21 protein-coding genes, 2 tRNA genes and 1 riboswitch are annotated in these 24580 nt (G+C 66.7%); of the genes, 21 read left to right on the top strand and 2 right to left on the bottom strand.

Translation table 11 applies throughout. The features are described from left to right. From LFT49_RS11905 to ndk, 3 genes are read left to right on the top strand one after another with little or no spacing between them, the layout of a single operon-like run. A complete protein-coding gene (locus tag LFT49_RS11905; RefSeq protein ID WP_237428313.1) occupies positions 1-1359 on the top strand; it encodes a bifunctional folylpolyglutamate synthase/dihydrofolate synthase in 1359 nt (452 codons plus the stop codon). 2 nt (positions 1360-1361) lie between these two features. Then, on the top strand, positions 1362-1826 hold the full coding sequence (locus LFT49_RS11900; RefSeq protein WP_236802875.1) for a DUF4233 domain-containing protein: 465 nt from the start codon (positions 1362-1364) through the stop codon (positions 1824-1826). A gap of 51 nt (positions 1827-1877) precedes the next feature. Beyond that, entirely contained in the window at positions 1878-2294 is a 417-nt protein-coding gene (gene ndk / locus LFT49_RS11895) for a nucleoside-diphosphate kinase (protein WP_141941779.1), read from the top strand. A 105-nt stretch (positions 2295-2399) separates the two neighbouring features. Here the strand turns inward: ndk and LFT49_RS11890 are convergent, their stop codons facing one another. Then, entirely contained in the window at positions 2400-3068 is a 669-nt protein-coding gene (locus LFT49_RS11890; protein WP_236819756.1) for a vitamin K epoxide reductase family protein, read from the bottom strand. Between the two features lie 438 nt (positions 3069-3506). On the opposite strand from LFT49_RS11890, the gene LFT49_RS11885 reads away from it, so the two are divergent. The 15 genes from LFT49_RS11885 (at position 3507) to mctP (ending at position 19383) form a co-directional block, all read left to right on the top strand. Beyond that, the gene (locus tag LFT49_RS11885; protein ID WP_237428312.1) at positions 3507-6983 is read left to right on the top strand and encodes an Rne/Rng family ribonuclease; all 3477 of its coding nucleotides are present in this window, start codon (positions 3507-3509) and stop codon (positions 6981-6983) included. 175 nt (positions 6984-7158) lie between these two features. Continuing rightward, a riboswitch (TPP riboswitch) is annotated at positions 7159-7256 on the top strand. Positions 7257-7263: 7 nt separating this feature from the next. Continuing rightward, on the top strand, positions 7264-8784 hold the full coding sequence (gene thiD, locus LFT49_RS11880) for a bifunctional hydroxymethylpyrimidine kinase/phosphomethylpyrimidine kinase (RefSeq protein WP_237428311.1): 1521 nt from the start codon (positions 7264-7266) through the stop codon (positions 8782-8784). Between the two features lie 336 nt (positions 8785-9120). After that, entirely contained in the window at positions 9121-9429 is a 309-nt protein-coding gene (gene rplU / locus LFT49_RS11875; protein ID WP_141946370.1) for a 50S ribosomal protein L21, read from the top strand. Positions 9430-9492: 63 nt separating this feature from the next. Beyond that, entirely contained in the window at positions 9493-9756 is a 264-nt protein-coding gene (rpmA, locus tag LFT49_RS11870; RefSeq protein ID WP_009372867.1) for a 50S ribosomal protein L27, read from the top strand. 116 nt (positions 9757-9872) lie between these two features. Beyond that, positions 9873-11462, top strand: a complete 1590-nt coding sequence (gene obgE / locus LFT49_RS11865) for a GTPase ObgE (protein WP_236798591.1) — start codon at positions 9873-9875, stop codon at positions 11460-11462. Next, positions 11452-12603 (top strand): glutamate 5-kinase, encoded by a 1152-nt coding sequence (gene proB, locus LFT49_RS11860; RefSeq protein ID WP_237428310.1) that lies wholly within the window; start codon positions 11452-11454, stop codon positions 12601-12603. Before obgE ends, proB begins: the two co-directional genes overlap by 11 nt. Before the next feature lie 26 nt (positions 12604-12629). Continuing rightward, positions 12630-13994, top strand: coding sequence for a glutamate-5-semialdehyde dehydrogenase (locus tag LFT49_RS11855; protein WP_236819741.1), 1365 nt, complete (start codon positions 12630-12632; stop codon positions 13992-13994). A 78-nt stretch (positions 13995-14072) separates the two neighbouring features. Continuing rightward, the gene (locus tag LFT49_RS11850; protein WP_236819738.1) at positions 14073-14312 is read left to right on the top strand and encodes a hypothetical protein; all 240 of its coding nucleotides are present in this window, start codon (positions 14073-14075) and stop codon (positions 14310-14312) included. A 55-nt stretch (positions 14313-14367) separates the two neighbouring features. Next, a complete protein-coding gene (gene nadD / locus LFT49_RS11845; RefSeq protein WP_235009459.1) occupies positions 14368-14982 on the top strand; it encodes a nicotinate-nucleotide adenylyltransferase in 615 nt (204 codons plus the stop codon). 7 nt (positions 14983-14989) lie between these two features. Continuing rightward, positions 14990-16258: a hypothetical protein gene (locus LFT49_RS11840; protein WP_237428309.1), complete on the top strand. Its 1269-nt coding sequence runs from the start codon at positions 14990-14992 to the stop codon at positions 16256-16258. A gap of 39 nt (positions 16259-16297) precedes the next feature. Further along, entirely contained in the window at positions 16298-16699 is a 402-nt protein-coding gene (gene rsfS, locus LFT49_RS11835; RefSeq protein WP_142133637.1) for a ribosome silencing factor, read from the top strand. A 116-nt stretch (positions 16700-16815) separates the two neighbouring features. Then, positions 16816-16888, top strand: a tRNA-Ala gene (locus LFT49_RS11830). Between the two features lie 185 nt (positions 16889-17073). After that, positions 17074-17146, top strand: a tRNA-Ala gene (locus LFT49_RS11825). A gap of 198 nt (positions 17147-17344) precedes the next feature. Further along, entirely contained in the window at positions 17345-17710 is a 366-nt protein-coding gene (locus LFT49_RS11820) for a DUF3311 domain-containing protein (RefSeq protein ID WP_237428308.1), read from the top strand. Then, on the top strand, positions 17707-19383 hold the full coding sequence (gene mctP / locus LFT49_RS11815; RefSeq protein WP_236798585.1) for a monocarboxylate uptake permease MctP: 1677 nt from the start codon (positions 17707-17709) through the stop codon (positions 19381-19383). Before LFT49_RS11820 ends, mctP begins: the two co-directional genes overlap by 4 nt. A gap of 52 nt (positions 19384-19435) precedes the next feature. On the opposite strand, the gene LFT49_RS11810 is transcribed toward mctP, so the two are convergent. Next, positions 19436-20848, bottom strand: coding sequence for an SAM-dependent methyltransferase (locus tag LFT49_RS11810; protein ID WP_237428307.1), 1413 nt, complete (start codon positions 20846-20848; stop codon positions 19436-19438). Between the two features lie 46 nt (positions 20849-20894). On the opposite strand from LFT49_RS11810, the gene LFT49_RS11805 reads away from it, so the two are divergent. The 3 genes from LFT49_RS11805 to LFT49_RS11795 all read left to right on the top strand — a co-directional run bounded on the left by LFT49_RS11805 (position 20895) and on the right by LFT49_RS11795 (position 24575). Beyond that, the gene (locus LFT49_RS11805) at positions 20895-21977 is read left to right on the top strand and encodes an FAD-dependent oxidoreductase (protein WP_237428306.1); all 1083 of its coding nucleotides are present in this window, start codon (positions 20895-20897) and stop codon (positions 21975-21977) included. Positions 21978-22027: 50 nt separating this feature from the next. After that, positions 22028-23206: a class I SAM-dependent methyltransferase gene (locus tag LFT49_RS11800; RefSeq protein WP_237428305.1), complete on the top strand. Its 1179-nt coding sequence runs from the start codon at positions 22028-22030 to the stop codon at positions 23204-23206. A 166-nt stretch (positions 23207-23372) separates the two neighbouring features. Continuing rightward, positions 23373-24575: an ROK family transcriptional regulator gene (locus LFT49_RS11795; RefSeq protein WP_236798581.1), complete on the top strand. Its 1203-nt coding sequence runs from the start codon at positions 23373-23375 to the stop codon at positions 24573-24575. Positions 24576-24580 lie beyond the last annotated feature (5 nt).

The raw sequence follows: 24580 nt of genomic DNA, 5'->3' as shown, positions 1-24580 counted from the left end.
ATGTCCGACGAATTTTCCGTGGAAAGCGTCTACGCCGAACTGTTGGGGCGGGCGCCCGAGAACAAAATGGAGCCCCGGTTGGCGCCGCTGTTCCGTGCCATGGACGTGCTCGGCGAGCCCAACAAGGCGTACCCGATCATCCACGTGACCGGCACCAACGGCAAGACGTCCACGGCCCGCATGATCGAGTCCGTGCTCCGCGCCCAGGGCCTGAGCACCGGCCGCTACACCAGCCCGCACCTGTCCAAGGTCACCGAACGGATCAGCATCGACGGCCACCCGGTATCCGACGAAACGTTCGTCCGGATCTGGGACGAAATCCGGCCCTACCTGGAGATTGTGGACTCCGAGCTCGAAGCCGAGGGCCAGCCGCGGCTGACCTACTTCGAATGCCTCACCATCCTGGGCTTCGCCATCTTCGCCGACCAGCCCGTCAACGTGGCCATCATCGAAGTGGGCCTGGGCGGCATCACGGACGCCACCAACGTGGGCGACGGCCAGGTGTCGGTGGTCACCCCCATCTCGCTGGACCACACGGACCTGCTGGGGGACACGACGGCGGACATCGCCTACGAAAAGGCCGGCATCATCAAGCCCGGCGGCTTCCTCATCAGTGCAGCCCAGCCGGTTGACGCCGCCCAGGTGCTGCTGGAGAAGGCCAGGGAGGTGGGCGTACCGTTCCGCTTCGAGGGCGTGGAGTTCGGCGTCGAGTCACGGACAGTGGCCGTCGGCGGGCAGATGGTCACCATCCAGGGCATCGCCGGCCGCTACCCGGACCTGCTGGTGCCGCTGCACGGCGCGCATCAAGCACAGAACGCTGCCGTGGCGGTCGCCGCCCTGGAGGCGTTCTTCGGCGGTGAGAAGGAACTGCCCTTCGACGTCCTGCAGGAAGGCTTCGCCGCCGTCACCTCGCCCGGCCGGCTCGAGGTGGTGCGCACTGCGCCAACCATCATCGTTGACGCTGCCCACAACCCCGACGGCATCAAGGCCTCCGCAGTGGCGCTCCAGGAAGCATTCACCTTCACCCGGCTGGTGCCGGTAGTGGGCGTACTGAAGGAAAAGGACGCCGAGGAGATCCTGCGCGAACTCAAGGAATCCTTGGGAGGCGTGGCGGAGGAATACTGCTTCACCCAGTCCAACTCGCCGCGTGCCGTCCCCGCCGCCGAACTGGCGGAGCTCGCGATCGACCTGGGCTTCGGCGAGGACAACGTGCACATCGCCGAGAAACTGGACGACGCACTGGAGTGGGCAGTGGAACGCGCCGAAGCCAACGAGGACCTCTCCGGCGCCGTGCTGGTCACCGGGTCCATCACGCTGGTGGCCGAAGCACGGATCCTGCTTGGAAAAACGGAGGCGTGACCATGGCCAGACTGACCAAAGCGCAGCGCGAGTGGCGCCCCGGCATGCCGAAGAAGCGGCGCTCCACCAAGGTCATGTTCGCCTCCACGGTGTTGCTCCTCGAAGCCTTCGTGATGTTTTTCGCCACCCTGGTGGTGTTCGGCCTCCGCCGCGGTGAGTTCCCGCCGGCGCTGATCCTGGGCGTTGGCATTGCCCTCAGCGTGGTGATGATCGGCGCCTGTGCAGTCCTCAACAGGCCCTGGGGCATCGGGCTGGGATGGATCCTGCAGCTCGTCCTGATCCTCACGGGCATATTCGAGCCGGCCATGTTCCTGGTGGGCGCCCTCTTTGCGGTTGCCTGGTGGTACGGCATCCGCACCGGCATCCGGCTGGACCGCGAAGCTGCACAGCGCGCCCGCGAGCAGGCGGAATGGGAAGCGGCCCATCCCGACCAGGCCTCCGGTCCGGCCCAGCCACAGTCCCCGTAGGCCTGTCCCCGTAGACTTATCCCCAAATCCCACCAACGCATTGGAGCAGTTGTGACTACAGAGCGCACCCTCGTCCTGATCAAGCCCGACGGCGTCGCCCGTAACCTGACCGGCGCCATCCTGGCCCGCATCGAAGCCAAGGGCTACAGCCTGGTTGAGCTGAAGAAGGTTGACGCCACCCGTGAACTGCTGGAGCAGCACTACGAGGAGCACGTGGGCAAGCCGTTCTACGAGCCGCTGGTGGAGTTCATGCTCAGCGGACCCGTGGTGGCTGCCATCTTCGAAGGCCACCGCGTCATTGAAGGCTTCCGCTCGCTGGCCGGCACCACGGACCCCACGACGGCGGCGCCGGGCACCATCCGCGGCGACTTCGGCCGGGACTGGGGCTTGAAGGTGCAGCAGAACCTGGTGCACGGCTCCGACTCCACCGATTCCGCTGAGCGCGAGATCAAGATCTGGTTCCAGTAACCGCTCGCCCGCCCCAGGGGCTGATGACCGCGAACTGACAGATAAGGCCAATGTTCTTCATGAACATTGGCCTTATCTGTCACCTGGCGGGGGAGCGGAGCGGACTTAGAAGCCCGAGGTCCCCACAAAGACCTGGATGAACGCGAAGAAGATGGTGGCGATGACGGCCACGTACAGCAGCGCAGTGATGATCCAGCCGGAATCACCGAGGATGCGGGCTGCGCCTGAAGGCATGGGGATGACGCCAGCGGTGATGTTCCTGATGGTGGTCCACACAAAGAGCGGGATCATGGCCGCCCAGACGATCATGCAGAACGGGCACAGGATGTGGATGGAGTACAGGGCCTGGGACCACAGCCACACCACGAACGCGAAGCCGAGCGTGACGCCTGCCTGCAGTCCCAGCCAGTACCAGCGGGCAAAAGTGGCTCCCGAAAGCAGGGCCATGCCCACGGTGGTGGTGATCGCGAAAGCCACGATGCCGATAAACATGTTGGGGAAACCGAAGACGGAACTTTGCCACGTCTGCATTACCTGCCCGCACGAGATCCAGGGATTCACGTCGCACACCGTGGTGTGGCTGGGGTCCTTGAGCACTTCGAGCTTTTCCAGCACCAGGGTTCCGGAGGCAAGCCAGCCAACGACGCCGGTGATGACCAGCAGCCAGCCGAAAGGCCGCTTCCGGGCCATCGGCGGAACGGTAGCGGCCGGCGTAGCTTGTTGATCGGCGCTCCGATCCTCTTCACGGGCGCTGACTGGGGAGATGCTGGGCATGGGTTTGGCGTCCTTTTCGTCCGGTGCTCCTGTGCCTGATTGTAACGCCGGCAGCTGGTGCCACTACACAGTAACGGGAACAGCCGCCCCTGCCTCCGCGGCGATCCAGCTTGGGTATGAGAGAATAAACGTGGCTGGAAGCCGATCCACATTCGGACTCCGGTCCGGTGGTTTGTTCCCAAGACCGCCAATGATGAGCAGGGCAGGCTTCGGATTCTTCCGGCACACCCGCAACTCCATTGGGCGGCACCTGGTTGTGGCACGCAGAACAACGGGTTTTCAGAACATCCACCGGCTCCTACGGGCTGCCGCACCCCAACGACGGTGCGAACCTGGGAGTATCCACTTGACTTCTGTCAACGCCTGCGGGTTTTGACAATATGTGCCCCAATGGGTGCCGGATGTGGCGGTACGTCAGGGGCAGGAGTGTTGCCACATATGGACAATGATCAGGAACTGGCCGTTAACGTAGAAGCCGCGGCGGATGCTGCGGCACCGAAGAGGGCCCCACGCGCCCGGCGCAAAGCAGCTCCCAAGGCGATGGACGACGTGACGGAAGCCGTCGCCACGGCTCCGGAAGCAGCGGTTTCCCCCCACGTCGACGCAACACAGGCTGATGACGCGGAAAAGGCGCCCAAGGCTCCGGCCCGACGCACCCGCGCCCGGAAGAAGGTGGAGGCTGCGGAACCGCTGCCCACCTTCGCGGAGGAAGCCGGCCCCGCTGACGAGCGTGTCGCCGCCGACGGTGCCGGCGTTGACGCCTCCGCCGGGGCGTCGGCTGCCGTTGCTGCCGGCCCCGTTGTTGATGCTGCCGCCGCTGGCAGTCCCGCCGCCGCACCTGTTGCCGAACCAGCGGCAGACGTCGAAAGCAAACCGGTCCGCCGCCGTCGGGTAGCCACCCGCAAGGTTGCTTCCCCCGCCAGCGCCGAACCGGCACCTGCCGCAGCCGAAGCCGTGGTTGCGGGATCAGCAGCACCTGAAGCCGCAGTACAGGAAGCAGTGCAGGAGCCCGCCGCCGCGCAGGCGCCGGTGCAGGAGTCCGCGCCGACCGCGGAAACTGCCAAGCAGGCGCAGGAACCTGTCGCCGCCCAGGAGCCCGCGCCGGCCGCGGAAGCCGCCAAACCGGCGCAGGAAACCCCGGCTGCGTCCAGCGGCGGAGAACCTGAAGCCGCCGCAAGCCCCTTCGCTTCCCTGTTCCTGGAACCCGCTTCGCCCACCTCCGTGCTCTTCCAGGCACCGGACCTCAGCACTGTGGTCCGTCCCGCAGCGCCCGTCGCCGAGGAGCCTGAGGAGGAAGAAACCGAAGACACGGACGATTCCTCCAGCCGCCGCCGGCGCCGCAGCCGTGGCCGCAGGGGCCGCAGCCGGATCGGCGACAGGGCTGAAGAGGACAACGAGGACGGCAGCGTTGACGCCGACGCCCAGGACGAAGCCGACGAGGACACGGCCGGGACGGTGGAGGACGGCGTGACCTCCCGCCGTCGCCGTCGCCGCCGCCGTGGGGACCAGGACCTTGAGCTTACGGGTGGCGGGGACGACGATCCCCCCAACACGGTCACGCGCGTGCGCGCCCCGCGCGCTGTGACCGAGGCGCCCGCCAGCAACCGCGTCACCAGCGTCAAGGGTTCCACCCGCCTGGAGGCCAAGAAACAGCGCCGCCGTGAATCCCGCGACACGGGCCGCCGCCGCACGGTCATCACCGAAGCCGAGTTCCTGGCCCGCCGGGAGTCCGTTGACCGGCAGATGATCGTTCGCCAGCGCGACGACAGAATCCAGATCGCGGTCCTCGAAGACGGCGTGCTGGCCGAGCACTTCGTATCCAAGACCCAGCAGGACTCGTTGATCGGCAACGTGTACCTGGGCAAGGTCCAGAACGTCCTGCCGTCCATGGAAGCGGCGTTCGTGGACATCGGGCGCGGCCGCAACGCGGTCCTGTACGCCGGCGAGGTCAACTGGGAAGCGGTGAACCTCGAGGGCAAGCAGCGCCGCATCGAAAACGCGCTGAAGTCCGGCGATACCGTCCTGGTCCAGGTCACCAAGGACCCCGTGGGCCACAAGGGTGCCCGCCTCACCAGCCAGATCTCGCTGCCCGGACGCTACCTGGTGTACGTACCCGGCGGGTCCATGACCGGCATCTCCCGCAAGCTGCCCGACGTCGAACGGAACCGCCTCAAGCGCATCCTCAAAGACCGCCTGCCCGAGCACGCCGGCGTCATTGTCCGCACTGCCGCCGAGGGCGCTTCCGAGGAAGAGCTCACGCACGACATCAACAGGCTGCGGGCCCAGTGGGAAGGCATCGAAAGCCAGTCGGCCTCCACCAAGATCCTGGCCCCCGAACTGCTCTACGGCGAACCGGACCTGACCATCAAGGTGGTCCGCGACGTCTTCAACGAGGACTTCTCCAAGCTCATCATCTCGGGCGAGGAAGCCTGGGACACCATCGAGGCCTACGTAACCTACGTGGCCCCGGACCTGGTGGGCCGTCTCGAGAAGTGGACCAAGGACCAGGACATCTTCTCCGCTTGGCGCATCGACGAGCAGATCCACAAGGCCCTCGAACGGAAGGTCTTCCTTCCCTCGGGCGGCTCCCTGGTGATCGATCGCACCGAGGCCATGACCGTGGTGGACGTCAACACCGGCAAGTTCACCGGCAGCGGCGGCAACCTCGAGGAAACTGTCACCAAGAACAACCTCGAAGCTGCCGAGGAAGTGGTACGCCAGCTGCGGCTGCGCGACATCGGCGGCATTATCGTGATCGACTTCATCGACATGGTGCTCGAATCCAACCGCGACCTGGTGCTGCGCCGCCTGGTGGAATGCCTGGGCCGCGACCGGACCAAGCACCAGGTTGCCGAAGTGACCTCTCTCGGCCTGGTCCAGATGACCCGCAAGCGCATGGGCACCGGGCTCCTGGAAGTCTTCGGCGAGCAGTGCGAGGCCTGCGCCGGCCGCGGCGTGGTGACCCACGACGATCCCGTGGAGCACCGCCGGGCCAATGTCGTGGCCGCCGAGCACCACCACGTCCAGCGCAATGACAACCGGCCCGAAGCCCGGCCGGAAGCCCACCGCACCGAAAGCCAGCGGACCGACAACAACCAGCCGGGCGCACGTTCGGAACGAAAGCGGCGGCGCGGACGCAACGGCCAGCAGCCCGAGGCCGCTCCGGCTCCTGCCGTCCAGGTCCACACCGTCCACCCGGACCCTACGGACGCTGAGCGGCATGCCAAGGCAGAAGCAACCCGCCTTGCCCTGGCCAACATCGCCGCTGCTGCCCACGCCGCCCACCTGCACGACGAAGAGGTGGCGGCAACCCGGCAGGTGCCCGCCGCCCCGCCTGCGCCGGCTCCGGCGGAGGAGAAACACGACGCCGACGCCCCCACGCGTCCGGCGGCTGTCCTGACATTCGGTGGCGAGGAAGTCCCGCTTCCGTTCGTGGAGCATGCGGAGGAGCAGCAGCCCAAGCCGGCTCTCACCTTGGACCGGCTCGCTGAAGCGTTCGCCCACCTGGGCCAGCCGGCGTCGTCCGTGGAGGACGCTCCGGCCAGGACCGCGGAGGTGCCGCAGGCAGCCGAACCGTCCGCACCGGCACCGGCCACGCCGGAATCAGGGGCTGAAGCCGGGGGAGCGGAAGCCCGCACCGCGGTGGAAGTTCCAGGCGAAAAGGACTATTCGGACCACACGCTGGAACAGTCCCGGCAGCGCCGTCCGCGGCGCCACCGGGGTGCCAGCCGTGCGCAGGGTGCCGCCAACGAGACCGCCGTCCAGCACCACGAAAACGTCCAGTCGACTGCCGGAGGCCATTCGCACGCGGCCAAGGCCCCGGAAATGGATAAGGCACAGGCCACCGCCGAACCGGGCAAGGCGGCAGCGGAACCGATTATCCTCGGCGTCGGCGTCCCGGCTTCGGAGCTGTAAGCCGGAAGCCCCGGACAGGCAACAAAGACACATTCAGGAGTCCCCGCTTTGTGGACGGTTCCCCGGTGAATGACACGGGGAACAGTCCCAGGGCGGGGACTCCTGCGTGCGGCACCCACCCCTTTGCGGCAGGTGCTGTCACCTTTCCTGGGAATACGCCCCAGCGGCTAGGCTGGAAACCGACACGGGGTGCCGCGCAAAAGGCCGGCTGAGATCCACACCCGTTGAACCTGTCCGGCTAGTACCGGCGAAGGGATGTCTCTTGTCTTCAACCCTTTCCATGCCCCTGCCAGCTGCATTCGATGCACCCATTGAGTTGCCGGCAGGCCGTGACGTTCCACGCGTCCTCTCCATCGCGGGCTCGGACCCGTCAGGCGGAGCGGGCATCCAGGCAGACCTTAAGAGCATCGCCGCGCATGGCGGCTATGGCATGGCCGCCATCACCGCCCTCACAGCCCAGAACACCCAGGGCGTGCAGGCCGTGCACGTTCCTCCGGCCGCTTTCCTGGCCCAGCAGCTGGATGCCGTCAGCGACGACATCAACATCGACGCCGTCAAGATCGGCATGCTGGGTGACAGGGAAGTGATCCGCACTGTGCGCGGCTGGCTCGAAAAGGTGCGTCCCGACGTCGTGGTTCTCGATCCGGTGATGGTTGCCACCAGCGGCGACCGGCTGCTGAAGGAATCGGCGGAAGCGGCACTTCGGGAACTGCTGCCCCTTGCCCACCTCATCACCCCCAACCTGCCCGAGCTTGCCATGCTGATGGGCGCTGCCCCTGCGGAGAGCTGGGATGAGGCGCTGGCCCAGGGCAGGCGCCTGGCCGATGCCACCGGGGCCACAATCCTGGTCAAGGGCGGGCACCTGGCGGGGGAGCGCTGTCCGGACGCTCTGGTCAACACCGCGGGCCTGCTCGGGGAGGAGATAGTGGAAGTCCCGGGACCCCGTATTGCCACCCGCAACAGCCACGGCACGGGATGCTCCCTTTCCTCCGCAATGGCAACCGTGCAGGCACGCCTGGGCGACTGGGAAGCAACACTGCGGACCGTCAAGCCCTGGCTGGCCGGCGCCCTCGAGAACTCGGGCCAGCTGTCAGTGGGCCGGGGGAACGGGCCAGTGCACCACTTCCACCATCTGCGGCCGGCACTGCAGGAAGGCGGCTTCGCGGCCCGGCTATGGACGGAAGCCCAACAGGACCTCGACGACATCTACGCGCTTGACTTCATCCGCGGCCTGGCCGCGGGAGACCTGGCCGAGAAGGACTTCGCCTACTACCTGGCCCAGGACGCCCTTTACCTCAACGGGTACTCCCGCGTTCTGGCCCGCACCAGCGCCCTGGCCCCCTCGGAGGCCGAACAATTGTTCTGGGCAGGATCGGCCCAGAATTGCCTCGAAGTGGAAACGGAACTCCACCGCTCCTGGCTCAGCACACGGCCGGTCCAGGGCGGCCTGGGCCCCGTCACCAAGGCCTACGTTGACCACCTCACAGCAGCATCGGCGTCGGGCAGCTACGCAGTCCTGGCGGCAGCCGTCCTGCCCTGCTTCTGGCTCTACGCCGAGGTGGGCAGGAAGCTGCACTCCCAGTTCCTTTCCAGCTGTGAGCCTGAAGGGCACGCCTACGCGGCGTGGCTGCGCACCTACGCCGACGAGGGCTTCGCCGAAGCCACCCGCCGGGCCATCGCCATCGTGGATGGGGCGGGGCGGAAAGCGTCGGACCATGAAAGAGCAGCGATGGTCACCGCGTTCAAGCAGTCCTGCCGCTTGGAAGTGGAATTCTTCGACGCGCCGAGACTTCATTCCTGACCGCTGCCGGCAGCGCCGCCGCTATGATGGAGTGGCATGGTTGCGGTGCTGCCCGCCGGGTTTGTGGTTACTACCACAGCGGGGCCGCCGGAACCAGCCTCATTTGCGGCCGTGGACGGATTTAGCGTATTCTGGATCTTCGGTGCTTACGCCAACACTTGGGTTATGACCCTGGGGCATTCTGCTGTGTATAACAAGCGGACTGCTCCACCGGGACGGCTCACGGATTTCCCCGGGGAATCCACGGCGTTGAGGCACAGCGGGATCCCAGCCAATTTCCGAGCCGGGTGCCGCACGCAAATTTTGTAATAAACGTCGAGAGAAGTGAGTTCCCAAGTGGTGTACGCGATTGTCCGCGCAGGCGGCCGCCAAGAGAAGGTTTCCGTTGGAGACTTCGTTACCCTGAACCGCGTCGCCGGTGGAGCCGGCAGCACCATCGAGCTGCCCGCACTGCTCCTGGTTGACGGTGACAAAGTCACCTCCGCCGCCGCTGACCTGGCCAAGGTAACTGTTACGGCTGAAATCCTCCAGGACCTCCGTGGTCCTAAGATTGTCATCCAGAAGTACAAGAACAAGACCGGCTACAAGAAGCGCCAGGGTCACCGCCAGGAACTGACCAAGGTCAAGATCACCGGCATCAAGTAACCCACCGGTTACTGTTCAGGTTTTCCAACAGATTCCCCAGAATTTTAAAGGCAGGCATTTCAGATGGCACATAAAAAGGGCGCGAGCTCCACTCGCAACGGTCGCGATTCCAACGCTCAGTACCTCGGCGTCAAGCGCTTCGGCGGCCAGGTAGTTTCCGCAGGCGAGATCATCGTCCGCCAGCGTGGCACCCACTTCCACCCGGGCGCCGGCGTTGGCCGTGGCGGTGACGACACCCTGTTCGCACTGACCCCGGGCGCCGTTGAATTCGGCACCCGCCGCGGTCGTCGCGTGGTCAACATCGTTGCTGCTGCAGCTGCAGAGTAACAACAAGTTCTGAAGCGGTGGAGCGGGCCTGTGGGTCCGCTCCACTGTTCTTTTAACCGCATTACAATCGATGTGGCGTTCCGGACGCCAGGTAAACAGCATTTGAGGAGATCCACGTGGCCAGCTTTGTAGACCGGGTAGTCCTGCACGTATCCGGCGGATCGGGCGGCCACGGATGCGTCTCCGTCCACCGCGAGAAGTTCAAGCCCCTGGGTGGACCCGACGGCGGCAACGGCGGCAACGGCGGTGACGTGATCCTTCGCGTCGATCACCAGACCACAACACTCCTCGACTACCACCACGCACCCCACCGGCATGCCAGCAACGGCGGTCCCGGCATGGGTGACTGGCGCGGCGGTAAGAACGGCGAGACCCTGGTGCTTCCCGTGCCGGACGGTACCGTGGTCAAGACCAAGGACGGCACCCTGCTCGCCGACCTCGTAGGTGAAGGTGCCGAGTACGTGGCGGCCGCCGGAGGCGTGGGCGGGCTCGGCAACGCAGCACTCTCCTCCCAGAAGCGCCGCGCCCCTGGCTTCGCCCTGCTGGGCCTTGAGGGTGACTCCCGCGACATCGTGCTGGAGCTGAAGTCCATCGCGGACATTGCACTGGTGGGCTTCCCGTCCGCGGGCAAGTCCAGCCTCATCGCAGCGATGTCCGCCGCCCGCCCCAAGATCGCCGACTACCCGTTCACCACACTGGTTCCCAACCTCGGCGTGGTGCAGGCAGGCGATGTGCGTTTCACCATCGCCGATGTCCCCGGCCTCATCGAAGGCGCCAGTGAGGGACGCGGCCTGGGCCACAACTTCCTGCGCCACGTTGAGCGCTGCGCTGCCCTGGTGCACGTGCTGGACTGCGGCACCCTGGAATCGGACCGGGACCCGCTCTCCGACCTCGCCATCATCGAGGGGGAGCTGGAGAAGTACGCCGTCGACATGAGCTATGCCGGCCAGGACGGCGAAGTGGTTCCCCTGAACCACCGCCCCCGCCTGGTTGCGCTGAACAAGGTGGACCTGCCGGACGGCAAGGACATGGCAGAGTTTGTACGCCCGGAACTCGAATCGCGCGGCTACCGCGTCTTCGAAGTGTCCGCCACCAGCCACGAGGGACTGCGCCAGCTCGGCTTCGCCATGGCCGAGATCGTCCAGGCCGCCCGCGACGCCGTAGCCGCCGCCCCGCCCAAGGTCCAGCCCGCCGTGTTGCGGCCCCGCGCCGTGAATGAGGCAGGGTTCAAGATCCGTCGCGAGGAGAAGAACCTGGAGCCGCTGTTCCGCGTCCTGGGCGAAAAGCCCGAGCGGTGGGTCAAGCAGACCGACTTCACCAACGAGGAAGCCATTGGTTATCTCGCAGACCGCCTGGCCAAGCTCGGCGTGGAGACCGAGCTGTTCAAGCAGGGCGCCAAGCCGGGGGACACCGTGGTCATCGGCGGGGATGACGGCGTCGTCTTCGACTGGGAGCCCACCATGATGGCGGGTGCCGAACTCCTGGCCTCACCGCGCGGCACTGATCCGCGGTTCGCCGATATCGGTGACCGCCCCACCCGCACCCAGAAGCGCGAGGAGCAGCAGGAACGCCGGGATGCCAAGGCTGCCGCCCGCGCCGAGCTTGAGGCGGAGCGGAAAGCCGGGATCTGGACCGAATCCGTCAGCGGCCGCCGCGCCGCCCAGCCCCTCAAGGAAAGCGGACTGGAAGCGGACGATGACCTCTAAGAGCACCACGGCTGACCCTGCCCAGCGCACCGCGGACCGAAGTGCGCTGGCAGGTGCCCGGCGCATCGTGGTGAAGGTGGGGTCATCCTCGCTGACCAGCATCAAGGGCGGCATCTCGGAAGAGTCGCTCACGGCCCTGGCCGACGCGCTGGCGGCCAAGCGCAACGCCGGCGCCGAGATCATCCTGGTGTCCTCCGGCGCGATCGCCGCCGGACTGGCTCCGCTGGGGCTGGCAAAGCGGCCCCGCGACCTCGCCACCCAGCAAGCCGCCGCCAGCGTGGGCCAGGGACTGCTGATGGCCCGCTACACCCAGGCCTTCGGCGCCCACGGCGTGACCGTCAGCCAGGTCCTGCTCACGGCCGAGGACCTGATGCGCCGCAGCCAGCACACCAACGCCCTGCGCGCCATGGACCGGCTGCTGAACCTCGGGGTGGTCCCCGTGGTCAACGAAAACGACACTGTCGCCACCCACGAAATCCGCTTCGGCGACAACGACAGGCTCGCCGCCCTGGTGGCCCACCTGGTGCGCGCCGACGCACTCGTGCTGCTGTCCGACGTCGACTCCCTGTATGACGGTCCGCCCGCCCAGGGTGCCAAGCGCATCCCCCTGGTCACCGGCGCGCACGACCTTGAGGGCGTTTCCATCGGCAAGGCGGGTAGGGCCGGCGTGGGCACAGGCGGCATGATGACCAAGGTCGAAGCTGCCAGCATGGCGGCAGGCTCGGGCATCCACGCCCTGGTGACCTCCACGCCCAACGCCGCCGCGGCCCTGAACGGCGAGGACGTGGGCACCTGGTTCTCCGTCAACGGCTCCCGCAAACCGGTCCGCCTCCTGTGGTTGGCGCACGTCGCCTCCGTGCAGGGCCGCTTGATCCTGGACGACGGGGCTGTGCGCGCCGTGCGGCACCACCACACCTCCCTGCTGCCGGCGGGAATTTCCGCCATACACGGAGACTTTGAGCCGGGCGATGCCGTGGAACTCGCGGGTGCCGACGGCTCCGTTGTTGCCCGTGGTCTGGTCAACTACTCATCCCAGGAACTGCCCCACATGCTGGGACGGTCCACTCGGGAACTTGGCGAAGAACTGGGCAGTGGCTATGACCGCGAAGTTGTTCATGTTGATGACCTGGTGCTGTTGTGAGCTGCCGGCTCGCCTAAACTTGGAGCATGACTGAAGCCCTGATCCATACTGCTGAAAATTCCGGAACCACTGCTGCGCAGGCGCAGCCGGGTCCGTCGGCAGAGCAGGTATCAGCCGTGGACACTCTTTCCCCCGCGGAAGTGGAAGCGGCCGTCCACGCCATTGCCGACCGCTCCCGCCACGCAGCCCGCCGGATGTCCACCGCCAATCGCGCGTGGAAAGACCGCGGCCTTCGCGCCGTGGGAGCCGCGCTGCAGGAGAACGTCCAGGCGATCCTCGCCGCCAATGCCATGGATGTGCAGCGGGGCAAGGACAACGGCACCTCCAAGGCCCTCCTGGACCGGCTCACCCTCACCGAAACCCGTGTTGCCGGGTTGGTGGCGGCCCTGGAGAACCTGGCCAACCTTCCTGACCCCGTGGGTAACGTGGTCCGTGGCCAGACCCTCCCCAATGGCCTGCGCCTCCGCCAGGTCAATGTGCCCATGGGCGTTGTGGCGGCGATCTACGAGGCGCGTCCCAATGTCACCGTGGACATCGCGGGGCTGGCCCTCAAGAGCGGCAACGCAGTGATCCTGCGCGGCGGCAGTGCGGCGGAAGCCACCAACCAGGTCCTGGTACGCGTGCTTCGTGAAGCCCTTGAATCAGTCGGCCTGCCCGCCGATGCCGTGCAGACCGTGGACCAGTTCGGCCGCGCCGGCGCCAACGTCCTGATGAAGGCACGCGGCCGGGTGGACGTACTGATTCCCCGCGGCGGCCGCGACCTGATCCAGACCGTGGTCACCAACTCCGCCGTGCCGGTCATTGAGACAGGGGAAGGCAACGTCCACATCTTCATCGACGAGTCCGCCGACGAAAACATGGCCGTGGAAATCCTGCTCAACGCCAAGACCCAGCGGCCCAGCGTGTGCAACACCGTGGAGACGCTGCTAGTCCATTCGGGTTCAACCGTGCTGCCGGCCGTCGCCACCGCCCTCCGCAACGCCGGCGTCCGCCTCCACGTGGACGACCGCACCAAGGCGGCGCTGCCCGGCGTTGAGACCGAGCCGGCGACGGACGCGGACTGGGGCACCGAGTACATGGACCTGGACCTCGCAGTGGCCATGGTGGACAGCCTGGATGACGCCGTCCAGCACATCCGGACCTGGTCCACGGGACACACCGAGGCGATCCTCACCAACCACCTTGCCAACGCGGAACGGTTCATCGCGGAGGTGGATTCGGCGGCGGTGATCGTCAACGCTTCCACCCGGTTTACCGACGGCGGCGAACTGGGCCTTGGTGCCGAGGTGGGGATTTCAACCCAGAAGCTGCACGCCCGCGGCCCGATGGGCCTGACCGAACTCACCACCACGAAGTGGATTGTCCAGGGCGAAGGCCAGGTCCGCGCGTAGCAACGCGGTAACATAGACCAGAACCCGGAAAGCAGCGGTAGGTTCCGCTGCCCGTAATCCTTGAACATAGGGGAGAAAATGCTGCTCCAGCAGATTGCCACGTCCGTCGCCGCCGCCGGTGAATCAGGCCATGAGGAGCTTGCTCCGCTGTGGGCTGAGCCGTGGGTATTCGGCGTGTCCATGTTCGGCATCCTGGTGGTCCTGATGTTCATCACGCTCTCCTACACGAACCTGGGCAACCGGCACGCCGCCACCGAGGAACACGCGGATCCGCACCGGCAGCACCCCAACAAGCACGATCGCGGGCAGGGCCACTAAGATTTCCCACAATCTGCACCGCAATGGTGCCCGGGGGAGGCTGCGGCTGGGCGTGATGGGCGGGACGTTCGATCCCATCCACCACGGCCACCTCGTTGCGGCCAGCGAGGTCGCGGCGGAATTCGACCTTGACGAGGTTGTCTTCGTCCCCACCGGGCAACCATGGCAAAAGTCCCATAAACAGGTCAGCGAGCCCGAGCACCGTTATCTGATGACCGTGATTGCCACGGCATCCAATCCGCGGTTCACCGTCAGCCGCGTCGACGTGGACCGTCCTGGTCCCACCTACACCATCGACACCCTGCGCGACCTGCGGGCACAACGCCCGGACGCCGATCTGTTCTTCATCACCGGCGCGGACGCCCTGGCGCAGATCCTGTCGTGGAAGGACATCGACGAACTCTGGTCGCTGGCGCACTTCGTGGGAGTCACGCGGCCAGGACACGTCCTGGACGGCATGGGCCGTGAAGACGTCAGCCTCCTGGAGGTCCCGGCGATGGCCATTTCGTCAACCGATTGCCGTGCCCGCGTGGCGGCGAACAACCCGGTCTGGTACCTGGTCCCGGACGGGGTAGTGCAGTACATCGCCAAGTACGGCCTTTATTCCGACGCCCCCGCAAGCGCGGAGGAACAAACTTCCGAAGCACGCGAACCCGCCAGTACTGAATGAGTTCTCAATGAGTCAGGAACAGCCACCTATCCGCAGCCGCCGGGAACTCCGGAAGGCCAGGGAAGCCCAACAGGCCACCCCACCTTCCGCAGAAGAGCGCCCGCCTGCCGCCGACCGGCCGGCTGACCGCGCCCCGGCACCCGCAGCCCACCCCCAAACGGCCGCGGACCAGACGTCCACGCAGCGTTCGTCCCAGATCCGGGCGCGCGACCGAGCCACGCTTCGCGCCATCAAGGAACTTGAGGAAAAAGAAGGGCAGCTCTCTGCCGGAGGACCACCCACCCGGCGCCAGCTGCGTTTGCAGCAGCTCAAAGAGCAGGCACTGACGGCGGCCAATCCTGTTGTTCAGGCCGCCGCTCCAGCTCCCACTGCTCCGCCATCCCCCGACGCCGGAAAGGGCAGCGGAGCCGGAAGGAAGCGTGAGGGCCAGAAACCGGAGGGCCCCACGCAGGATTCCGGGAACGTTCCGGATGGCATGACTGTTGAACAGGCGCTGGAAGCGCGCGCACTCATCGCCGCGCAGGCCCGGAACCAGATCGCCAAAATGGAGCACATCGCCTCCATGGATCCCGAAGCCGTGGATCCGGAGATCCTTGCTGAGCAGATCGCCCTCGCCGAACGTGCCGCCGTGCTGAACCGCCGGGCCATGGCCCGGCAGAAGCTTGCCGAGCAGGCAGGCACCCCGGCCGTCCAGGCCAGGACCCCCGCTCCCGCGGACAAGCCAGCCCCGGAGACTGCGAACAAGCCCGCCCCGGACACTGCCGCCAAACCCGGCCCCTCCACCGCCAACAACCTGGCAATGGTGACCCCGCTCGAGTTCGTCCAGGTGCCCGGCGTCGAACGTCCGGTGATGAAGCCGCCGGCAACCTCCCATGTTCCGGTGACCACCCGGCCCGGTACGAAGGTTTCCCCGGGTCCAAAGGTGCCGCCAGGTGGGAAACGTAAGCCTGCGGCCCGGCCCAAGGCACCTGCGGCTGACACCGCCGCCGGCCGTTCCCAGGTCATAGCCCGGGCGGAGGCTGCCGCGAAGGCTGCAAGCCGTCCCAAACCGGTGGCGCAGCCGGTGGGCCAGCCGGCGAACCAGTCGGAGGACCTCTTCGAGGACCTTCCCCGTGTTCCCGCCAGCTCCGCTTATGGGCTCGATCCGCTGGATGCCGCCACGGCCGGCCTGGCCAGGGCGCAGCGGAACCGCATCCTCCAGTTTTGCATCCTCGCGTTCGGGATCCTGGCCCTCGTTGCCGGCATCATCCTGATCGTCAGCGGCATGTCCCGCTGACCCGGCCGGCACCAATACTTAACACAATCAAGGAGTCCCGTGACTGCAACAGAATCATCCATCGCCATTGCCCGTACGGCCGCCAAGGCCGCCGCGGACAAGATCGCCCAGGACATCGTCGCCATGGATGTGAGTGAACGCCTGGCCCTCGCCGACGTCTTCCTCATCGCGTCGGCGCCCAGCGAACGCCAGGTCAACGCCATCGTGGACGGCATCGAAGAGGAACTGGCCAAGCAGGACCTGCGTCCCGTGCGCCGCGAGGGCCGTTCCGGCGGTCGGTGGGTCCTGCTGGACTACGCCGACGTCGTCATCCACGTCCAGCACGAGGAGGACCGCGTGTTCTATGCCTTGGAGCGTCTGTGGAAGGACTGCCCCGTGGTGGACCTGCAGCTCGGCGACGACGCCTCGGCCAAGGCCGGCGCAGCAACCGAAAGCGAGTAGGCGCGGCGCCTGGGTGAATATTCCCGATTTGGAATTTTCGGAACTGCTGTTCTAAGATATTTGAGTCGCTTCGGGGGAGACCCCGAAACGAAGCTTGCTTGGAGCGGCAACAATCCGGGGCTGTGGCGCAGCTGGTAGCGCACCTGCATGGCATGCAGGGGGTCAGGGGTTCGAGTCCCCTCAGCTCCACCGGTAAGTCCGCCGGAACCTATGGTTCCGGCGGACTTTTTTGTGTTCCTGCCTCGGTGCGCCTTTGGGGTTTGGCGGCTTGGAGTGTGACTGGGCCTTAGGGCGGCCAATTGGCGTCCTGCGGAAAAGTGCATTACTCTGGTCAGGTTGCTCCGGGGAATTCGACCGGAAGGGACGAAAAGTAAGGGGCTGTGGCGCAGCTGGTAGCGCACCTGCATGGCATGCAGGGGGTCAGGGGTTCGAGTCCCCTCAGCTCCACCGATATAACAAAACAAAGGGAACCATCACTTGGTGATGGTTCCCTTTGTTGTTGCCACCGGCAACCGTTTGTGGACTAAAACTCTTCCGGCGCTGGTCAAAGCGCGGTACAACTGTGATTGAGGGCACATCGTCCCGCCTCCGGACTGCTTTCATCCAAGGCGGCGGCCGCGGGACGCGCTGACGAGGAGGTCACAGATGTCCCACGCAGGTGGTTCCGGCTACGTCCCGAACGGTGAAGCTTTTCCCGAAGGTCGCCTGACACGCGACACCGCCATCCGCGGGCCGGCCAGGCCCGCCCCCTATATCGGCGCCGGCGTCCTGCTGGCGGCCGCCATCCTGTTCCCCCTGATGCCCCAGCTCTACGCCTTTGATGCGCCGCGGCTTGGCGGCCTCCCGTTCTTCTACTGGTACCAGCTCTTGTGGGTGCCGATTTCGGCGATCTTGACCGGCAGCGCGTATTGGCTGGTCACCAAGGAGGACCGACGACGGCGGGCAGAGGCCCGTCCACCCCAGGAAGGGGCAGCCTCCGCCGGGAACAGTTTGGAAGGGGAGCGGCCATGAGCGGGCGGGAGATCAACTGGACGGCGCTTGTCATTGTCGTGCTGCTCTTTGTGGTCGTCGCGGTGATGGGCTTCCTGGCCGCGAGGTGGCGCCGCAGCGCCGAAGTGGAGGGGCTGCACAGCCTGGATGAATGGGGCCTGGGCGGCCGTGGGTTCGGTACCTGGATTACTTGGTTCCTGTTGGGCGGGGACCTGTACACCGCGTATACGTTCGTGGCGGTGCCGGCGGCAATGTGGGCCACAGGCGCGGTGAGCGGCTTTTTCGCGGTCCCCTACACCATCGTTCTGTATCCCATCATCTTCATCATCATGAGCCGGTTGTGGTCGGTGTCCCACCGCCACGGCTACGTCACCTCGGCAGACTTCGTGGGCGGACGGTACGGCAGCCGTTGGCTTTCGCTTGCCGTCGCGGTCACCGGCATCGTTGCCACCATGCCCTACATCGCTTTGCAGCTGGTTGGCATCAAGGCCGTGCTCACGGTTCTTGGCCTGGGCAGCTCCGGGAATGTGTTCTTGACCGACCTGCCGCTGATCCTGGCCTTCGTGGTCCTTGCCGCCTACACGTACACGTCGGGCCTGCGCGCACCGGCGATGATCGCCGTCGTCAAGGACCTGCTGATCTACCTTGCCGTGATCGTTGCGGTCATCTACCTGCCCATCAAGTTCGGCGGTTGGGACACGATCTTTGGTTCGGCCCAGTCAAAGCTGGGCACAATCAACCAGGCTACGGGCAAGCCGGCGGGCGTCTTCATTCCGGGAGCAGCCAACTACTCGGCCTACTGGTCACTTGCGCTGGGTTCGGCCATGGCGCTGTTCATGTATCCGCACTCGGTGACGGCGGTACTGGCCTCCAAGGCCCGCAACACCATCCGGCGCAACGCGGCCATCCTGCCGCTGTACTCGCTGATGCTTGGGTTCCTTGCCCTGCTCGGCTTCGTTGCCATCCAGGCGGGCACCAAGCCCATCGACCTGGACGGCTCGGTCAATCCGCAGCTGGTGGTCCCGCAACTCTTCCTTGACCACTTCCCGGCATGGTTTGCCGGCATCGCGCTGGCCGCCATCGCCATCGGCGCCCTGGTGCCGGCAGCGATCATGTCCATCGCGGCCGCCAACATGTTCACGCGCAACATCTACCGCGACTTCATTCGTCCCGACGTCGATCCCAAGACCGAGGCGAAGGTGTCCAAGATCGTCTCGCTGGTGGTGAAGGTGGGTGCCCTGGTCTTCGTGATCGCCATGGACCAGTCGGCAGCCATCAACATGCAGCTGCTGGGTGGCATCTGGATCCTGCAAACCTTCCCGGCGGTGGTGGCAGGCCTCTACACCCGTTGGTTCGACCGCTGGGCGCTCCTGATCGGTTGGGCGGCTGGCATCATCTTCGGCACCGTCTCCGCCTACAACGTGGTCAACCCGGTCACCAAGGCACACTTCGGCGGCTCGGTTGCCCCCATCCCCGGAACCGACCTCAGCGTCTACATCGCGGTGTCAGCCTTCGCGCTGAACCTGATAGTCGCCGCCGTCCTGACCCTGGTGATGCGGGCCCTGAAGGTCCGGACAGGCGAGGATCTCACCAGGCCCACGGACTACGAGGCGGACGAAACGGACCCGAAGGTGGTACAGATCGAGAAGACACAGCATTTCACCCAGCCGGGCGGCCCTTCACCGGTCGCCTGAGGGGCTAGACCGCCCTCCTGCCGGGTTACGTCCCGGCAGGAGGGCGCCCACATTACAGCCAGGCGTTCCGCCGCAGCGGCGGTTCTTCCCCGCCCGGCCGCCGGACCAGGACCTGGTTGACCCCGGTCAGCCCGTTTTCGAATCCCAGTGCGCTGGCCGCCATGTACAGCCGCCACACCCGCGCGCGCCCTTCGCCAACCAGCCGCACGGCCTCGTCCCAGTTCTGTTCCAGCCGGCTGACCCAGGCCCGAAGTGTCAGGGCGTAATGGCGCCGGAGGGCCTCCACGTCGAGGACTTCGAACCGGGCGGTCTCCAGGGCGGAGACCATCTCGCCGAGGCTGATCATTTCGCCGTCCGGGAAGACGTACCGGGGGATGAACGAGTCCGGGTCGGGGCTGGTGGGTCCGGCATTCCAGGAGATCGCATGGTTCAGCAGCCGGCCGCCGGGGCGCAGCAGCGCGAAGAGCGCCGTGGCGTAGGCAGGGGTCTGGGCCCGTCCCACGTGCTCGGACATTCCGATGGAACTGATGGCGTCGAACGGTCCGTCCTGCACGTCCCGGTAATCCTGCACGCGAATCTCCACGCTGTCGGTGAGACCGGCGTCTGCCGCCCGCTTGCGCGCCAGAACCGCCTGCTCCGCCGAGAGCGTCACGCCCACGACTGTGACGCCGTACCGGGCTGCAGCATGGATGGCGAAACTGCCCCACCCGCAGCCCACATCCAGGACCCGCATCCCGGGTTGAAGGCCCAGCTTCCGGCACACCAGATCCAGCTTGGCTTCCTGCGCGGCATCGAGGCCGCAGTCTGCGCCGCCGCGCCCGTCAGCGTCCAAGCCGCCGCGGCCCTCAGTGACCACGCCCTGGGCTGGATCCGCGCCCAGGCTGCTGCCAGCCGGCCGTGCGGCCGCATCGGCGGGCCATACCGCGCATGAATACACCATGGACGGGCCCAGCACCAGGGCGTAAAAGTCGTTGCCGACGTCGTAATGGTGCGAAATGGCAGCCGAGTCGCGGCTCCTGGAGTGCATCCTGCCTTTCCTTGCGACGCGCGCTTCCTCCGGCGGAGGGGCCGGGTTGGGCCCGACGGCCCCGAGCCGGACGGCGGTGCGCAGGAGCAGCCAGAGTTCGCCTGGGGAGAGCGGGCGGAACGGACCGGGCTCGGCGAACTTTCCAGCCGAACTCAAGGCCGTGAACGCGGCGAAGATATCGCCTGGGGCATCGATGTCGCCGGCTACATACGCCCGGCTCAGCCCCAGTTGCCCGGGCGACCAGAGCATCCGCCGCAGGGCCTTCCGGGATTTGAACTCCAGGACCGGGGCACCCGCTGGACCCGCCTCCGACCCGTCCCACGCCCGCAGCCGCAGTGGTATCTGCCCGGTGCCCAGCACCACCCCCAGGGCTTTTTCCAGCCGGGCGGCGTGGCCCTTGCTTCCGTTTCCGTTTGGTACTGCTGCTCCCGTCTCCATGCGCCCACCCTAAGGCCGCGCTGCCCTCCGCGACTATCATGGGGGAGTGATTCCTGACCCAACCGATGTGGTGGTCATCGGGGCGGGCCAGGCCGGCCTGTCGGCCGCCTACCACCTCCAGCGCCGGGGGCTCGACTATGCCGTGCTCGACGCCGAGGAAGGTCCGGGCGGCGCGTGGCGGCACCGCTGGAAGAGCCTGCGCATGGCCACCGTCAACGGGATCAGCGACCTGCCCGGCATTCCCAAGCCCGAGGTGGATCCCGCCGAACCCAGCTCCGAGTTCCTGACCCGCTACTTTGGCACCTATGAAGCGGAGCTGGGTCTCTCCGTCCGCCGTCCCGTCAAGGTGCGCGCTGTCAGGCGGGAAGACGACATCCCCGCCGGGCGGTTGCGAATCGAAACATCCGACGGCGACTGGAGCGCCAAGGCACTCATCAATGCCACCGGTACGTGGACCCGCCCCTTCTGGCCCATTTATCCCGGCCAGGACTCGTTCCGCGGCCGCCAGTTGCACGTTGCCGACTACGTCTCGGCGGACGAGTTCCGCGGCAAGCACATCATCGTCGTGGGTGGGGGCATTTCGGCCGTCGGCCTGCTTGAGGAAATTTCCCGCGTCACCACCACCAGCTGGTTCACCCGCCGGGAACCAGTGTGGCGGGACGCGCCGTTCGATGCCAAGGCAGGCCACGACGCCGTGGCGCTGGTGGAGGAACGGGTCCGCCGTGGGCTTCCGCCACAGAGCGTGGTTTCCGTGACGGGACTGATCTGGACGCCTGCGCTGCGCGCCGCCAAAGAACGCGGCGCACTCGACCGGCAGCCGATGTTCACCTCGATCGAGCCAGATGGGGTCCGCCGGGCGGACGGGAGCCTCCTGAAAGCCGATGTCATCCTCTGGGCCACCGGCTTCAGGGCCGAACTGGAACACCTCGCCCCGCTTCACTTGCGGGGACCCGGCGGAGGGATCGCCATGGAGGGCACCCAGGTGGCAGCCGAGCCGCGCGTCCACCTGGTCGGCTACGGCCCGTCGTCGTCCACTATCGGCGCCAACCGCGCAGGCCGCGCAGCCGTGGCGGCGATTATGGGACTGCCTGGAATGGCGGCAGCGGCAGAACCGGTAACGTGGGGGTGATGCCCCGGGCGCCGGGGACGGCAATCGCAACAGAAGGCGGCAGGGCACCGGTGGCAGCAAACAGCTTGGAGGACGTTTTCCGCGTCCTGCGCCGGCGGCCCGACGTGGAGGCCCCCAACCTTCAGGCCTGGGACGCCACGGACCGGCTGCTGCTGGAGACAGCAGTGCAGCTCGGGAGGTCCGGCAGCAGCTTCGCTGTCATCGGAGACCGTTACGGCGCCTTGACGCTCGGCGCTTCCGCAGTGCTTGCCCCCGCGTCCCTGCGTGTGCACCAGGACCTCATCACCGGGGAAAGGGCGCTGCGGCTCAACGCGGCCGAGTTGTCGAATGGGTTGCAAACCGGCCGGGAGGCTGCCGAAACCGAAGGTGCCGAAACCGGGTTTGTCCAGCTGCCCCTTGGCCGGGAGCTGCTGGAGGGAGCAGAAACCGTCCTGCTGCAGCTTCCCAAGACCCTTGCCGAACTGGAGGAAATTGCTACGGCCGTAGCGCGGCACGCGGCACCGGACGTCCGGTTGCTGGCAGGGGGCCGCATCAAGCACATGTCACTGGGCATGAACGCGGTCCTGGAACGGTACTTCGTGTCGGTGCAGCCGCAGCTCGCCCGGCAAAAATCACGGGTCCTGCTCTGCGCCGGGCCCAGGCCTGCCAGCGCCGCCCCACGTTTCCCCGTGGTGGAGCACGTTGCCGAGCTGGACCTGGACGTGGCCGCGCATGGAGCCGTGTTCGCCGGCCCACGGCTCGACATCGGCACACGCTTCCTGCTGACGTTCCTGCCCGCCATGAAACCGGCACGGCACGCCGTGGACCTTGGATGCGGCACCGGCATCCTCGCCGCAATGTACGCCCGGAAGTTCCCTGCCGCATCCGTAACGGCAACGGACCAGTCCGCAGCCGCCGTCCGGTCCGCCCTCGCCACCGCCCAGGCGAATGGCCTCGCCGACCGGATCACCGTCCTGCAGGACGATGCGCTCAGCAGCTTTGCCGATGCGTCCGTGGACGCCGTGCTGCTCAACCCGCCCTTCCACGTCGGCGCCGGTGTCCATGCCGGAGCCGGCCTGAAGATGATCGAGGCCGCCGGCCGTGTCCTGGCTCCCGGCGGCGAACTGTGGACGGTCTTCAACCGGCACCTGGCCTACCAGCCGGCACTGGAACGCTGTGTAGGGCCCACCGTGGTGGAGGGCCGGAACACCAAGTTCACCGTCACCCGGAGCACCCGCAGCCCCTGCTGACGGGAAAAAAGACATCGCGCCGCGCCGCCGTTCCCGCATGTGGGCGGCGGCGCACCCGTAACGTACGATTCAAAGCATCACCATCACCGGTAGCCGAAGACGTTTAGGGGACACAGTGTCTGAGATCCGCCAATCCTCTCCGAGACGCGGAACCAACTTGCCCAGGATGGGGGACTTCAACCTCACTGTCATCCTTGATGCAATCCGCAGGACCTCCGGTGGTCTCAGCCGGGTGGAGCTGGCCCAGATCGTGGGTCTGTCCCCCCAGACCATCTCCAATATTTCCCGCCGCCTCCTGGACCAGAACCTGATTGTCGAGGCCGGCAAGGAGGGCACCGGTCCGGGCAAGCCGCGCACCATCCTGCGCCTGAATCCCGGCGGCATGTACGCCCTGGGGGTCCACCTGGACCCGGCTGTCACCACTTTCGTGGTGCTGGACCTCGTGGGAGCAGTGGTGCGGCATTCAAGCATCAAAACCCCCGGCGGCAACGATCCCGCCGCGGTCATCGCTACCATCACAGCGGAAATCGCCCAGCTCGTGGAGGACTCGGGCGTGGACCGGGGCCGGATTGCGGGACTGGGAGTGGCCGCCCCCGGCCCCATCGACCTGGACCATGGAACAGTGGTGGACCCGCCCCTGCTTCCCGGCTGGGACAGGGTGGAACTGCGGGACGCGCTGGCCAGGGCCACCGGCTACTCAGTACTTGTTGACAAGGACGTCACCAGCGCCGCAGTGGCGGAAACCTGGGCGGGTGGCGCCAGTGGAGCCGGCAGCTTCATCTTCATGTACATGGGCACAGGCATCGGCTGCGGCATCGTGCTCAACGATGAGGTTGTCCGCGGCACCTCCGGCAACGCCGGCGAGATCGGCCACATCGTGGTGGACCCGGACGGTCCGCTCTGCGACTGCGGCCAGCGCGGCTGCGTCAAGTCCTCGGCCATCCCGCAGGTCCTGGTGGCCGAGGCCGAAGCCGCCGGCATCCTGGACGGCACCCGCGCGGGGAACAGCGGCGCCGAAATCCAGCAAAGTTTCTCCCGGCTGTGCGAACTTGCCGATGCCGGCAACGAAAAGGCCGCCGCCATCCTGGATAAGTCCGCGGTCCTGGTGGCCCGGGCGGCGTCGGTGGTCACAAACGCCCTGGACGTTGAAAGGGTTGTTTTCGGTGGCCCCTTCTGGAGCGGGCTGGCCGAACGCTACCTTGAACGGATCCCGCCGCTGCTGGACGGAAACAGCGCTGCCCGCCTCATCCACCCCATCGAGGTGGTGGGCACAGGCGTGGGGGAGGACGTGGGAGCCATCGGGGCCGCGTCCCTGGTCCTGGAACATACCCTCGCCCCCCGCGCCCAGCGGCTCCTGCTGGAGAGCTGACCAGC

This window comes from Arthrobacter sp. FW306-06-A, assembly GCF_021870055.1.
GTDB lineage: Bacteria > Actinomycetota > Actinomycetes > Actinomycetales > Micrococcaceae > Arthrobacter.
Note: the sequence above shows the minus strand (reverse complement) of the source record. Positions and strands in the feature narration are given on the sequence as shown.

Bases quoted from the DNA above. Each gene is read 5' to 3' on its own strand.
- LFT49_RS11905 (WP_237428313.1), top strand. From the start codon at position 1: ATGTCCGACGAATTTTCCGTGGAAAGCGTCTACGCCGAACTGTTGGGG.
- LFT49_RS11900 (WP_236802875.1), top strand. From the start codon at position 1,362: ATGGCCAGACTGACCAAAGCGCAGCGCGAGTGGCGCCCCGGCATGCCG.
- LFT49_RS11890 (WP_236819756.1), bottom strand. From the start codon at position 3,068: ATGCCCAGCATCTCCCCAGTCAGCGCCCGTGAAGAGGATCGGAGCGCC.
- LFT49_RS11885 (WP_237428312.1), top strand. From the start codon at position 3,507: ATGGACAATGATCAGGAACTGGCCGTTAACGTAGAAGCCGCGGCGGAT.
- thiD (WP_237428311.1), top strand. From the start codon at position 7,264: ATGCCCCTGCCAGCTGCATTCGATGCACCCATTGAGTTGCCGGCAGGC.
- rpmA (WP_009372867.1), top strand. From the start codon at position 9,493: ATGGCACATAAAAAGGGCGCGAGCTCCACTCGCAACGGTCGCGATTCC.
- proB (WP_237428310.1), top strand. From the start codon at position 11,452: ATGACCTCTAAGAGCACCACGGCTGACCCTGCCCAGCGCACCGCGGAC.
- LFT49_RS11855 (WP_236819741.1), top strand. From the start codon at position 12,630: ATGACTGAAGCCCTGATCCATACTGCTGAAAATTCCGGAACCACTGCT.
- LFT49_RS11850 (WP_236819738.1), top strand. From the start codon at position 14,073: ATGCTGCTCCAGCAGATTGCCACGTCCGTCGCCGCCGCCGGTGAATCA.
- nadD (WP_235009459.1), top strand. From the start codon at position 14,368: ATGGGCGGGACGTTCGATCCCATCCACCACGGCCACCTCGTTGCGGCC.
- LFT49_RS11840 (WP_237428309.1), top strand. From the start codon at position 14,990: ATGAGTCAGGAACAGCCACCTATCCGCAGCCGCCGGGAACTCCGGAAG.
- LFT49_RS11820 (WP_237428308.1), top strand. From the start codon at position 17,345: ATGTCCCACGCAGGTGGTTCCGGCTACGTCCCGAACGGTGAAGCTTTT.
- mctP (WP_236798585.1), top strand. From the start codon at position 17,707: ATGAGCGGGCGGGAGATCAACTGGACGGCGCTTGTCATTGTCGTGCTG.
- LFT49_RS11810 (WP_237428307.1), bottom strand. From the start codon at position 20,848: ATGGAGACGGGAGCAGCAGTACCAAACGGAAACGGAAGCAAGGGCCAC.
- LFT49_RS11795 (WP_236798581.1), top strand. From the start codon at position 23,373: ATGGGGGACTTCAACCTCACTGTCATCCTTGATGCAATCCGCAGGACC.